We start from the raw sequence: 12,717 nt of genomic DNA, 5'->3' as shown, positions 1-12,717 counted from the left end.
CTACATAAAAGATAAATAAATCAAGGAACATCTAATTTGAAATTCAAATATGATTGCTAAAGAAAGTCCGCTGAAAGGAATGGACACAGGAACTGCTGCTGCGGTGACGATCCGGGAATTGCCGGGATTGCACACCATTGATCTTCGTGTGGCGCCCGGAACTGAGGCGCAGGCAGCAGTTGCTGAAGCGTTGGGTATAGAACTACCAGGTAAGCCAGGCCGGATTAGAGCAGTGCAGGTGCTTGGTGAAAGTGAAGCCCATGCCCTGTGCCTGGCACCAGACTGGTGGTTGATTGTTGGATACCAGGAGGCTGTAGAGAAGCTTGCGCCGTTGAAGAATGGTCATCATTTCAGCGTTGTTGATGTAAGCGGCCAGCGAACAACGATTGAACTGGAAGGGCCCAATGCCCGTGAAGTATTGGCCCATCTTTGGGAGCAGGATCTCCGGGAAAAAAGTTTTCCTGCTGGAAGTGTATCGCAGGGCCTTATGGCGAAAGCACCAGTGATTGTTTGCCATATTGCTCCATCACGTTATCGTGTGATGGTACGAAGCTCTTTTGCTTTGCACTTGTGGAAGGCGCTGGTTGATGCTGCGGAAGAGTGGAATTAAACCACCAGGCAGAAGCCGGAAACCTTTATCTCCATAGCATGAGGGCTTCGCTAACGGGGCGATTAATGAGTTACATGATTAACGGCTGACGAAAACAGACAAAATATCCGTTTATCAACGTTCTTTCGTCCACATGCCTTATAAACCTTCCACCTTCTTTTTACCCCCAAGCCCTACCAATAAGGTTAAACCGCCGCCACCATTGGGTGCATAATAAGGCGCAAGGCTAAGGTTGTCGTGTTTTTTGATGATCCTGTGCAGTTCCGGTACCAGTATGCCGGATGTAGCGCCGGCCAGGAAACCGGTAAGCACATCTGTTTTAAAATGCTTGCCAGCCTTCATGCGGTAATAGCCCACCAACGCCGGTGGTACGGAAGCACCTGCGAAAATCAGTATCCTTTTCCAGCCCTTTATCTGGTGGTAATCTGTATAAACTTTGGCGGCAAAAAAAGTAGCGGTAGTGGCAAACGATACATGCCCGCTAAAAAATGAGTTGCTCTTTCCTTCACCGGTTCTTTCTTTAATGGGTATTTCCGTCATGTAAGTTAACGGCCTCGGCCTCCTTACCGGAAATGTGCCTAAAAAGTACAGGCTATTATCTACGGTGTGAGAGGCCAGGTAAAGTGTAATAAGGTCCAGCCAGTCTTTGCGTATATTTTTATCCAGCGCCAACACTACCGGGCTTACAAGTGAAAAGTTCAGGAAAAAGTCAGACGCTTTTTGTGCACTGGCATAATTGGCCGGGTTAAAAAAGCCACCCGAACGGTCAAAGCCATTCACATCATTTTTGTTTAGCCGGGCAACTTCTTCTTCCGTCATTATAGATACCTTATCCAGGCGCCGGAAGCCAACGTTGGAAAGCAGGATGGCGGCGCCAGACGCAGGCAGCTCCCATGCCAGGTGCATTTTATATACTTTTTTCCTGGCCGTGTCTTGCTGGCCGAAAACAGAAGCTGCAAAAACAATAGCTAAAATAAGGGCGATGCTTTTCCTCATAAGTTTTGGTATTAATTGGGGCTTTTCAGTCAGCCAATATGCATTGCAAATATATCCACCCTGCTCAAAACAACAGGTATATTACGGCCTTCAAATTTTTAGTATAAAATATAACGGGTTGGACTTTTTATGGGCCCGGCAGGGTGAACTACTATTGAGCGTCCCTTGCGTCGCACTCTTGTACGCTTTATCCGCTGCTCAACAATGGCGAAGCAGGTATCAGCTATACTGTTGCCTTAGGTTACAGGCGTTACGTAATTGCCTGTATACTCGTTTGATCATAAGGGGCATGCAGGGCTATTACTACCCACCGGTAAAAGCTGCATAGCGAATCTGAAAGTACAAGAGTGCGACGCAACGGCAGCCCAATGCTTGTCCTTCTGCCGGGCCCATAAAAATGTATTTACTATCTTACGTGCCTTAACAAATTTCATTACACACACAAACGTTGAACAACACACAATCATGTCGTCTCTTACGTTTACATTAATACAAACCAACCTGCACTGGCAGGATAAAGCAGCCAACCTGGCCATGCTGCAGGAAAAAATAGGCAGCCTGCAAAGCAAAGCTGAAATAGTGGTGCTGCCGGAAATGTTTAGCACAGGCTTTAGCATGCAGCCGCAGCAAATGGCCGAAGACATGAGCGGGCCAACCGTTGCATGGATGAAAAAAATGGCGGCATCTAAAAAAATAATACTTACCGGCAGCCTAATTATACAGGAAGGCGATGCTTTTTATAACCGGCTTATATGGATGCAACCTGATGGCCGGTATGGTGTGTACGATAAGCGCCACCTGTTTGGCTTTGCCGGCGAAGATGAGCAATACAGCCCTGGTGTACAACGATTGATTGCATCTGTAAAAGGCTGGAAGATAAACCTGCAGGTTTGCTACGATTTACGCTTTCCTGTATGGGCACGGCAAACGGAAGAGCCTTACGATGTATTGCTGTATGTAGCCAACTGGCCGGAGCGCCGTAACCATGCATGGAAAACCCTGTTGCAGGCAAGGGCCATAGAAAACCAATGTTATGTAGTGGCGGTAAACCGTGTAGGTAACGATGGTAACAACATTTATCATAGCGGCGACAGTATGGTAATAGACCCGCTGGGCGAAGTGCTTTACCACAAAGCACATGAAGAAGATGTGTTTACCATTACTTTGCAAAAAGATGCACTTGCCGATACAAGGGCCAGGTTTCCATTTTTAAAAGACGCTGACCACTTTAAAATACTTCATGACTAACAGGATAGCTTACACCGCAGCCAATATTTTTAACGGTACGGATATGTTGCAGCGCCACGCTATTGTGGTTGCGGGCAGCTTTATAGAATCGGTAACGCCGCTGGTATCCCTGGATGAGACCATAGAGCTTGTTGATTTTGGAGACGCTTATATAGCGCCGGCGTTTATAGATATCCAGTTGTATGGCGCCCATGGCAGGCTGCTGTCGGTATATCCCGATGCGGAAACTGTAACCGCCATAGTGGATTATTCTACAAGCGGTGGTGCAGCTTATTGTATGCCCACTGTTGGTACCAGCACTTATGAGGTGATTTTTAAGTGCATAGATGCCATAAGGGATTATTGGAAACAGGGCGGTAAACACGTGCCTGGCCTGCATGTGGAAGGCCCCTGGATTAGTAAGGCAAAAAGGGGCGCCCATAATGAAGAATGGATTTTTTCGCCAACCGTAGCGCAGGCAAAAGAACTGCTGGACTATGGCAAAGGCGTAATTAAACTAATCACACTGGCGCCGGAAGTCTGCGGAGATGATATAGTGCAACTGGTACGCTCACATAACATATTTGTATCTGCCGGCCATAGTAATGCCACTTACCAGCAAGCAACCGCGGCGTTTGATAAAGGCATAGAAATGGCCACCCATTTATACAATGCCATGAGTGGGCTTATGCACAGAGAGCCCGGTATGGTGGGCGCTATTTTCAATCACCCTAACGTAAGGGCAAGCATAGTGCCTGATGGCCACCATGTTGACTTTGCCGCTATACGCATTGCCAAAAAAATGCTGGGCGAAAGGTTGTTTGTAATTACTGATGCCGTAACCGAAACCACAGAAGGTTTTTACCAACATAGTTTTGACAATGATAAATATGCCGCCAACGGAATACTCAGCGGCTCGGCATTAACCATGGGCAAAGCTGTAAAAAAGCTGGTGGAGCATGCGGGAATCTCCCTGCCGGAGGCACTGCGTATGTGCAGCCTTTACCCTGCCCGGGCCATTAATCTAAGCGACGAAACTGGCCTTATAAAAAAAGGTTACCGTGCAGATATGGTGGTGCTTGATAACAACCTGAATGTGGTGCAAATTGTTTAAGTAGCAAACCTTCCGGTTTTTCATGGCGTCTGCAGTTTATAGTTGTACAGGTTATATTTTAGCTTGCAGCATTTACTTAAAAAGTATTTTAATTTCAGCTTACGCTATTGCATTTTACAAATAATGTTTATACTTTTAGAATCAATTCAAACCAATCATATCTCCAAGGGAAGTTTCATTAACCGGAAATATCTTCTCATCTAAAGTTATCCTTTGTGACCTCTTTGATCTGAATTTGATTTATACCTCCGTTATCATGCCTGCGACAGGCCATGCATGCATTTTATTTTCTCACTTTTAAAATAACGGGTATGAAAATCAAAGATCTCCGCTTAGGAATTGTTGCCTTATCAGCTTTTATCAGCTTTCCGGATGCAGCTTTTACACAAGGTTCGTTCTGGAGTACGAGTGGCAACACAGGTACCAGTTCATCAGCCAATTTTGCCGGTACCCGGGATAGTACAGATTTTGTAATAAGAACAAATAAAGTAAGGCGAATTACAGTTAAAGCTAATGGTGATGTGGGCGTAGGGGTATTTAGCGTTGCCCATAAACTTGATGTTGGCGGCAACCTTAATATAAGGCCGGGCTTTGGCTTATACCTGCATAACCAAAAGTTTATCAGTATGCCGGGCGATAACAACCTTTTTATTGGCCAGCAGGCCGGCGAAAACAGTGATGGGTTTGACAATTTTTTCATCGGAACGCAAAGTGGGCGAAATGGTGGCGGTTTTCATAACACTATAATCGGCTACCAGGCAGGTTTATATAATTTCGGTGCAAACAATACCTTCTGCGGCTACCAAAGTGGCGTGGCTAATACTGCCGGTACGTACAACACTTTCTTCGGCCTTGCAACCGGATATTCTAACACCATTGGGGATGGTAACTCCCTGTTTGGGCAGAATGTGTTGGGTTCCAATATCAGCGGTTCTTGGAATTGTTCTTTTGGTTTTGAAGCCGGTAATATGGGTAATACCAGTGGAAACTGTTTTTTTGGAGTAAGAACCGGGTTTGCCAACATAACCGGCGCCAACAATACATTCATCGGTTATATGGCCGATGCCAATGGGTCTGATTACAGCAATTCTACCTGTATTGGTAACACGGCCCAGCTAACTGCCTCTAACCAGGTACGCCTTGGTAACAGCGAGGTTACATCTATAGGCGGGTATGCAGATTGGAGCAATATTTCTGACGGGCGGTTTAAAACTGGCATACAGGAAAATGTGCCTGGATTGGATTTTATTACCGGGCTAAAACCCGTAACCTACCATCTTAACGTTACCGGCATTAATAAATTCGTACAACGCAACCACGCTGTGGCTAAAGAAGGTATGCCACCTGTACAAACCGCTGCAGGCAAGCGTGCCATGGAAGAAAAAGAAAAAATTGTGTACTCTGGTTTTGTTGCACAGGAAGTGGAGTCGGCTGCACAAAAAGTTGGATTTCACTTCAGCGGGGTAGATGCACCTAAGAATGAAAATGACCTGTATGGGTTGCGCTATGCACAATTTGTTGTACCGCTTGTTAAAGCCGTTCAGGAACTTGCCAGCCAAAACGATGATATGAAAAAGCAACTTGACGCCCTTCAACGGCAGGTAAACGATCTGCTGCTGAAGACAGGTGTATCTGCTGTTGGGCAAACCAATGCCGCCAGGCTTGAACAAAACAGTCCCAACCCGTTTGGCCAGGCATGTATCATTAGCTACTTTATACCTGCGGGCACATCCAATGCCGCCATTAATATTTATGCTGCCAATGGTAAGCTGGTAAGGTCTTATGCTATTCCAAAAAATGGCAACGGCCAATTGCACATCAGGGAAAATTCATTGGCCTCCGGGTTGTATTACTATACATTGCTTGTAAATAGCAAATCAATAGACACCAGGCAAATGCTTATTACCAAATAAAGCATTATGCCGGTAAATTATTGCAAGGCCAGTCCGGCTAAATCTAGCCGGACTGGTCTTGTATTTTTATTTGGCTCATCGTAAAAATGCGTACCTGGCATCCGTAAAATTATCCGGAAAAATATGGGGCTTTCGGCTATAGCATTTCAGTGTAACTGTAGTCCCGGCTTTTCACTGCAACTCCGCCACAGGCCCATTGCACAAGCCCTTCAGCGGGGTTTCCGTTTCAATCCGGCAGCCAGTCAGGCTTCACCGCGTTACCCAGCTTATGGCTTGCGTTCGCCCCCTCATGTATTGCCCTCTGAATAATTAACCGGTTAGTTATGGATTTTTGCGATGGACCTTTATTTTTTAAACAATCTATCCGGTAAGCTAAATGTCAGCCCCGCAAAAGCATTAAAATTTCTTATCTCCGGGTAATCTCCCCTGGGTGCCCCGCAAAAAGTAACGCCCAGGTCAAGCTTCATCCAGGTTATTTTGGGGAAACCAAATTGGGTATTGAATGTAAAGTCTTTAAAAGTGAGGGTGCGGTTTGCAATCTTATCAAGGCTGAAATAGGATAACTCCCTGTCTGTATAAGTTGAGTTGATACCGGAGTACTTAACCCATGCCACCCTGTACACCAGCCCTAGCCTGAAATACCGGCTGAATATAAGATTAATGCCAGGTTGCAGGTACCACTTGCGCATGTTACTGCGGTAGGTTCTGTTATAGTCAGCCGAATCAACCATTCCATTATCGTTAATAGAAAAGTTTCCGAAACCATAGCCGCCATAGATATTGTAAGTAATAACGCTGCCCGGTATAACAGGACTGAAAAAGCCGGCGCCAAATTCTGTAAGCTTCCTTTTGTAGCGTACATCCGAGCTATCGAAAATATTGTTCAGCTTAACAGGGTAAACATCCCGTTCTGTACGGCCATAATGCGAGAAGGTGAGTGCCAGCCTGTTAATGGGTGCATAAGCAGCCTGCACATCCAGGCCATAATTCAGGTATTGGTCGCCGTTATTGTTACCGGAGTAGAGTACGGACAATTTGCTGTCGCCCGCCTGTCTGAAATACGGGTTATTGGGAACGGAAGGCGAATAAATATTGCGTGGCGTATGGCAGGATATTGCAAATACGCAAAGCACAGATAACAGACGGGATGGTTTTGGCGGATACATGCGGTCAAGAGCCTTGTAGCCGGTTAAATGCTGCCCGCAATGGTTAGCAGGAAATTAAATTGTGCAACGGAATCATTTTATGCATGGTCTTTTATAGATTAGGGTAAGAATTTGATGACAGCGATATGCAACTGTTACAAGTTTTCGCCGCAAACCAAAGACACATGCGCTACCAAAGCCTGATTGCTTATATATTTATTTGCATTACCTGCCTGCCGTTTGCTTTATTTGTACAAGCCCAGGCGCCGGTCTCATGGGCCTGTGGGGATGATAGCTTGGATTCCATTGCTAATCAATTTGTTCCCAACTACCGGCTACTGGAGCAACGCAGTAACCTGAGAATAAAGTCATACATACAAGACAAACTTGTTAATACTAACGACCGGCTTTTCGGAAGTGGCTCTCCTGGCGACAGTATTTACACTATACCTGTTGTTGTTCATGTAGTTTATTCAGCCGGCCAGGCTTATGGCACGGGCGCCAACATTTCCTACGGGCAAATACGATCCCAGTTAGAAGCGCTCAATGCTGCTTTCAGCAAGTCTTACCCGGATTATAACGGACAGTCAAGCCCCGCATATGCCCAGGATACACGCATCCGCTTTTGCCTTGCCAGGATAGCATCACAGGGAAAAAGCTGGTATGCAGGACCGGGCGGCACCGAGTACGGCGTTATGCGCTACCCAGATAACGCATTTGCTTATAACCATGATATCAGTATTGAATCCGCAAGAGAATTATTGTCGGTTACGCACCCGTCGGCTACAGATTTTCCCACAAGCAAATTTTTCAATATCTGGCTGGTGCAAACCATCGGCGGTGGCAATAACATTATGGGCTATGCACCCAAGCCGTTAATGGGTGCTTATCCGCTGGACGGTGTAGTTATACGGGCTGATATTTTTGGCGATAATACCGCTGGTGGCAGCTATCCGCTAAGTTATGGTCTTACGCAGGGCAAAGTTTTGGCGCATGAGTTAGGGCATTACCTTAACCTTTACCATATATTCCAGGGCGGGTGCGCCGGGGCTAACCGCAGCGGCTCATCCTCAGATGCCTGCGATATGTACGGCGATTATATCTGCGATATAGAACCTTCCATTACCCAAAATGTTCTTTGCAATAACGGTACCTACAATACCTGCACTACTAATTACAACACCGGCACAGTTGATTACGACATGATCAACGATTTTATGAGCTATGCGGATGATGACTGCATGAACACGTTTACGCTAAACCAGGTGCAGCGAATGTGGGCTACACTAAACCTGGACAGGCGAACCTTATGGCAGGCCTCCAACCTTGTGGAAACTGGTGTTTTTGGTAACGAGGGCTGCATACCACCTTATCTTAATGCGTTGATCAATACAGATAACAATGTTTTCTGCGCAGGTACACCTGTACGGTTTTCCAACCCTGTAGCAGGCAATACAGCAACCAAATATGAATGGTTATTCTCTGGTGGCAACCCAGCTACGGCACATAAGGATACCGCAACAGTTTTTTATAACACACCAGGAGAATACAAAGCCGTACTCATGGTAAGCGATGGTGTAAATACCCGCAGGGATTCTTTGCTGTTTTCAGTAATCACCTGCCAGCTCGATTCTTCGCTGCAGCACATGGCGCATTGGTACTTTGGCTATTTCTGTTCGCTGGATTTTAGTTCGGGCCTGCCTGTTAAAACAAATACAGCCCTTGCCAACTATACCATGCAGGGTGAGTCGACTTATCCCGGCCAGCTTCCCTCGGTCTCCGCTACTGTCAGCCTTAGCGATTCCTCTGGTAACCTATTGTTTTACAGCAATGGGGTAAGTGTATGGAACAGCAAACACCAAAAAATCAACAAATCTTCTATTTTAGGTAAAAGTGATATCAACGCAAGCACCGGTATTTGTTATGTGCCCTTTCCCGGTGATCCGGGGAAATATTTTATAGCAGGGATTTACCCCAATTTTAATGAAACTGACTGCGGGGTTCGTTTTGCTTTGATAGATTTAGCTTCCAATACGGTGCAGCAATACCGGGAGTTTAATCACTCTTCCCTGCCGCGCAGGTTTTCTGAGTTTCTTACTGTTGTACCGCATTGCAACGGAACAGATTACTGGATCATCGTCAAAGGTTTTAACCAGGATAAGAATTTCTACTCCTTTCTCGTTACCGTCAATGGAATTGATGCCGGCCAGGCGCCGGTAATTTCCGGCGGCTTTACACATCCGGGATATGGAGGCAGCGGTAACCAGTTAAAGGCCAACAAGCAGGGCAACAAATTAATGCTTGCTTCTCCCCACGGTTATGTTAATATTGAGGCTGGCGCCCTGTACGATTTTGACAGCCGTACCGGTGAAGTAAAAAATGAAAAACAAATTCCCAACGTGCCAGGGTATAACAATGTACAAAGTGGCACAGCCTTCAGCCCCAATGGCGAATATTTTTACCTTATGCGCAGCTCTAACCTTGCAACCAATGGCCCGCCATATTGGATGTTTCAATACCGGGTTAGCGATATGCAATATAATATTCTGGCCACAACCGGTTTTTACTTCTCTCATCCCTTCCAACTGGGGCCGGACAAACAGTTGTACATTGTAAACGGGTATAATTACCTGGCCAAATTATCCAATCCTGATTTGTGGGGCGGCGCCGCCTTTAACGGTGAATTTATTAGCTTTAGTGAAGGCAGTTTTTCCATGTCTGCCGGGGTTAGCCTACCCGCATTTATTGATGCAAAGAGGCCCGAGCCTACGCATCCAGAGTTTATTGTAGAGCCTGTTAACTGTCAGTCTTTTACTTTTACCGCTTTATGTTTTGATGATTATACCGCTTCCTGGGATATGGGTGATGGCTCCCCCATTCAAACCGGTCATGTTGTTAACTATACTTACAATGAAAGTGGGGTCTTCAATGTAACGTTAACGCTAAGTAAAGCAGCCTGGGCTTATGGCTCAACCACAAAAAAGGTAATTGTATTGCCGCTAACGGCCAGCATTACCGGTCTGGATACAGTCTGTATAACACAGTCTTTTACCAGCCAGTATTATGCAAACAACCTGCCCGGTGCAGATTATAAATGGAGCATTACCAACGGCGCTGTACAGGGCCTGGATAACCTATCTTATGTGGATATAGTATGGCCCGGCGGCAGAAACACCGGCCAGGTAAAAGTTACACTATCCCGCGAAAAATGCAGCATCAGTGCTACCCGAAACGTAGTCATTAATAACCGCCCGGTGATTGAATGGAATGTAAAAAACAGGGTGTGCATTACTGACGCCCCCTTTGCTTTACAGGCAACGCCTGCGGGCGGCGCTTATACCGGCAATGGCGTTCAGAACAATATGTTTTATCCCTCAACCGCAGGCAAGGGAAATCATATACTTACGTATACGTATGCAAGTGGCAGCGATTGCTTTGCGCAAATCGATAAAACCATTGAAGTAAATACCACCTGCGTTCCGCCTGTTATTGATACCAGTTTATTTCGTGGTCCCGGTATACCTTCGGCCTTTACGCCTAATAACGATGGGCTGAATGATGTATTCCGCATCCCCTACGATGCATCTTTCCAGGTAAAGCAATTATCCATTTATAACCGTTGGGGGCAAATCATTTATTCTTCCCGCAACATTTTGAAAGGCTGGGATGGTACAATTAAAGGACTGCCGGCACCGCCAGCTACCTATATTTATTCTGTAACAGGTACACGCACAGATGGTTCCCCGGTAACCTTCAAGGGCTTTGTGGTACTTATGCGGTGATGGTTTTAATACAAACTATATAGCCTTGTGGCATCGTCCCTTGCAAATATGATTTTGTTATCAAATGGTCTTTCTAAAGAACATTTAATAATCAATCCGTTCATCGTTTGGTTTTTCATGGCGGCTTTTCAGACCCGGGTAGGTAACGTTTCTGCCACCTTTGGTGCCAGAAACGAAAGCGCTGATTACCGGTTCAGCAAACATGAAACTTTTGAACGCTAAAATATTGAACAGTTACAGCCTGCTGCCCAATGCTGCATAGCGTACAAGTCGTACAAGTGAGTCTATATGTAAAAGGTTTCGGTGCAGCGGCAGTCCTAAAATTAGGCTGCAAAGAAGAATTTTGCTAAAAAAAACAAATATGAAACAGCAAACTTCAGCCACAACCGAAACCTTGGACAAAGGTAGAAGCCTGATTGATTTCAGCGGCAAAATCATCTATGTAGGAATAGATGTACATCAAAAAGATTACCAGGTTGCCAAATTATTAAATGGGATTTGCCTGGGTAATCACCGTATGGGCAGCAACAGTGAAGACCTTATTAAACACCTGAATAGCCACTATCCGGGGGCCACATTTAAGTGTGTGTATGAAAGTTCGGCCTGGGGTTTCACCCTTCAGCGTTCACTGCAGTCCGCAGGAATGGAGTGCATCGTGGTTCATGCTGCCGATGTATCCACCAGTGATAAGGAGAAGAAAAGGAAGACCGATAAGGTGGATGCCTTAAAGCTGGCCCGCAACCATGCAGCCGGTGAGCTTAAGGCCATCCATGTACCGGGGGAGGATATTCAAAAAGACCGCAACCTGATAAGATTCCGCAAGAAACTGGTAGGGGATCTAAACAGGAGCAGGAACCGGTTGAAAAGCATATTGAAATACCAGGGCATCCAACTGCCGGCTAAATATGAAAAGACCAACTGGAGCCATAATTTTCTGGAATGGGTGGAACAGGAAGCTCAAAAAGACGAACGGCTGAAAAGCACTTTAGTGCTGATGTTGGAACAAATCAGGTTGCTGCGCCAGTTGCTGTTAAAAACGGAAGGTAAATTGCGGGAACTGAAAAAAAGCCGGTACCAGCAAAATACCAGCCTGCTGTTGAGTGTTCCGGGAGTAGGCCCTACAACAGCCCTGTGGTTTTTGCTGGAAGTGGGCGATATCAACCGGTTCAAAGGATTTGACGCATTGAATGATTTAATAGGTTTCTGTCCTGATACGGACAGCAGCGGCGATAAGGAAAAAGATACCGGTATTACCACCCGGCGCCACAAACAATTGCGCAGCCTGCTGATAGAAGCTGCCTGGCAGGCCATAAGGATAGATCCGGCTTTAATGGATTGTTATCAGGCATTAACCAAAAGAATGAAAGGCAACCAGGCCATTATCCGTATTGCCCGTAAACTGCTGCGCAGGATAAGGGCTGTTTTGATAAGCGGTGTGCCTTATCAAAAAGGTGTGGTAAAGTAACGGGAACAGAAATGAGTTTTTTTAAGCCATCCGGCTTACCGATAGTAATACAAAAGGAGCCGCCATGACGGCCCCCTCTATACTATCGTATAAGCACAGGCCCTATCGCTGGCAGGTTGTCCTCCGGCAGAGCCCGCTTCCTGTTCAGGCCGGTGCACAAACTTAAAAATCTAATTTTGAAGCAAACAGTATTATTCATATCACAGAAAGGTAATATCAAACAGTTATAAGGACTGCTTTTTGTGTCCTGCAGTTGCAACATACTGCTCAAGTGAGTCTGCAGCCTTATACTTTTACTTTATGGGATTAATAAAGATTTGCAGCGGCCATGTGCCGACTGCTGATAGGAGTTTCACCACCTGTGATAAAAATCTTTTTTCCAATGACTTAAAAAAACACAACATATTAACCTTGTTTTGCAACCTTTTTCAGGATGGCAGGCAGCGTATTCCTTTACATAGGAGT

At 45.8% G+C, this 12,717-nt stretch carries 8 protein-coding genes; 6 read left to right on the top strand and 2 right to left on the bottom strand.

From position 1 onward, the window contains the following. Positions 1-49: 49 nt before the first annotated feature. Positions 50-610 (top strand): sarcosine oxidase subunit gamma, encoded by a 561-nt coding sequence (locus F0364_RS21345; protein ID WP_153799850.1) that lies wholly within the window; start codon positions 50-52, stop codon positions 608-610. Positions 611-748: 138 nt separating this feature from the next. Here the strand turns inward: F0364_RS21345 and F0364_RS21340 are convergent, their stop codons facing one another. After that, positions 749-1,606 (bottom strand): phosphatase PAP2 family protein, encoded by an 858-nt coding sequence (locus tag F0364_RS21340; protein WP_153799849.1) that lies wholly within the window; start codon positions 1,604-1,606, stop codon positions 749-751. 465 nt (positions 1,607-2,071) lie between these two features. On the opposite strand from F0364_RS21340, the gene F0364_RS21335 reads away from it, so the two are divergent. From F0364_RS21335 to F0364_RS21325, 3 genes are all read left to right on the top strand, one after another. Beyond that, complete coding sequence (locus F0364_RS21335; protein WP_153799848.1) at positions 2,072-2,854, top strand: amidohydrolase; 783 nt, start codon at positions 2,072-2,074, stop codon at positions 2,852-2,854. Further along, positions 2,847-3,947, top strand: a complete 1,101-nt coding sequence (gene nagA, locus F0364_RS21330) for an N-acetylglucosamine-6-phosphate deacetylase (RefSeq protein ID WP_153799847.1) — start codon at positions 2,847-2,849, stop codon at positions 3,945-3,947. Before F0364_RS21335 ends, nagA begins: the two co-directional genes overlap by 8 nt. A 311-nt stretch (positions 3,948-4,258) precedes the next feature. Continuing rightward, positions 4,259-5,860 (top strand): T9SS type A sorting domain-containing protein, encoded by a 1,602-nt coding sequence (locus F0364_RS21325; protein WP_207632818.1) that lies wholly within the window; start codon positions 4,259-4,261, stop codon positions 5,858-5,860. A gap of 344 nt (positions 5,861-6,204) precedes the next feature. On the opposite strand, the gene F0364_RS21320 is transcribed toward F0364_RS21325, so the two are convergent. Then, the gene (locus F0364_RS21320; protein WP_153799845.1) at positions 6,205-7,026 is read right to left on the bottom strand and encodes a hypothetical protein; all 822 of its coding nucleotides are present in this window, start codon (positions 7,024-7,026) and stop codon (positions 6,205-6,207) included. A 164-nt stretch (positions 7,027-7,190) separates the two neighbouring features. Between F0364_RS21320 and F0364_RS21315 the strand changes: the two genes are divergently transcribed. Beyond that, positions 7,191-10,787, top strand: coding sequence for a T9SS type B sorting domain-containing protein (locus tag F0364_RS21315; RefSeq protein WP_207632817.1), 3,597 nt, complete (start codon positions 7,191-7,193; stop codon positions 10,785-10,787). Positions 10,788-11,148: 361 nt separating this feature from the next. After that, positions 11,149-12,252 (top strand): IS110 family RNA-guided transposase, encoded by a 1,104-nt coding sequence (locus F0364_RS21310; RefSeq protein ID WP_153795953.1) that lies wholly within the window; start codon positions 11,149-11,151, stop codon positions 12,250-12,252. Positions 12,253-12,717: the final 465 nt, after the last annotated feature.

It is taken from the genome of Foetidibacter luteolus (assembly GCF_009650435.1).
Lineage (GTDB): Bacteria > Bacteroidota > Bacteroidia > Chitinophagales > Chitinophagaceae > Foetidibacter > Foetidibacter luteolus.
Note: the sequence above shows the minus strand (reverse complement) of the source record. Positions and strands in the feature narration are given on the sequence as shown.

What these genes read in the sequence shown, in the direction of transcription:
- F0364_RS21340 (WP_153799849.1), bottom strand. Translation starts at nt 1,606, where the DNA reads ATGAGGAAAAGCATCGCCCTTATTTTAGCTATTGTTTTTGCAGCTTCT.
- F0364_RS21335 (WP_153799848.1), top strand. Translation starts at nt 2,072, where the DNA reads ATGTCGTCTCTTACGTTTACATTAATACAAACCAACCTGCACTGGCAG.
- F0364_RS21315 (WP_207632817.1), top strand. Translation starts at nt 7,191, where the DNA reads ATGCGCTACCAAAGCCTGATTGCTTATATATTTATTTGCATTACCTGC.
- F0364_RS21320 (WP_153799845.1), bottom strand. Translation starts at nt 7,026, where the DNA reads ATGTATCCGCCAAAACCATCCCGTCTGTTATCTGTGCTTTGCGTATTT.
- F0364_RS21310 (WP_153795953.1), top strand. Translation starts at nt 11,149, where the DNA reads ATGAAACAGCAAACTTCAGCCACAACCGAAACCTTGGACAAAGGTAGA.
- F0364_RS21345 (WP_153799850.1), top strand. Translation starts at nt 50, where the DNA reads ATGATTGCTAAAGAAAGTCCGCTGAAAGGAATGGACACAGGAACTGCT.
- F0364_RS21325 (WP_207632818.1), top strand. Translation starts at nt 4,259, where the DNA reads ATGAAAATCAAAGATCTCCGCTTAGGAATTGTTGCCTTATCAGCTTTT.
- nagA (WP_153799847.1), top strand. Translation starts at nt 2,847, where the DNA reads ATGACTAACAGGATAGCTTACACCGCAGCCAATATTTTTAACGGTACG.